This window comes from Psychrobacter sp. 1Y4, from assembly GCF_051847555.1.
The window spans coordinates 1-531 of record NZ_JBPYDE010001096.1; the positions used below are offsets into that span (position 1 = coordinate 1).

Below are 531 nucleotides of genomic sequence, written 5' to 3' on the forward strand. Positions count from 1 at the left end.
AACATTTAACAAGGTTTCATTATTATAGATTCATAACTCGTTTTATTTGGTCATATCGACTCTCTTGCAAGATGGATTTTATCTCTGATTTTTTAAATCTGACAAATCTGTAAGGGAGTATACATCATGAACCTCATCTATAAAGTCATCTGGAATGAAGCCTTAAATTGTTTTACCGCAGTCGGTGAATACGCAAAAGGGCGTGGCAAATCTTCCAAATCTAGTATTAACTCTAACGCTACTATCAATACCACATCCAATGTATCTGCTATCAAGACATTACGCTTAAGTGCCATGGCGCTTGGGCTATTGGCAGCTGGCTTTGGTATGCAAGCAAATGCAGTTGGTACTTACTTCGCTGGAGATGATCCAGCACCTAAGATTTATACCAATCCGTTGTATCATCAAACTTTGACAGTTCAAGGTGGCGAGACAGTCATTGGCGACTCAAATACTAAGAATGTAAGCGTCACGGCTGATCAATGGGATAAATCACTGACGATAAAGCTCGATAAAACTGTTGATTTAGGC

1 protein-coding gene is annotated in these 531 nt (G+C 39.0%); it reads left to right on the plus strand.

The genetic code is table 11. The annotated features are described in order from the left end of the window. Window positions 1-126 precede the first annotated feature (126 nt). Window positions 127-531 (plus strand): ESPR domain-containing protein (locus ACS8FC_RS20595; RefSeq protein ID WP_439298149.1); only part of this gene is annotated, 405 nt, incomplete at its 3' end.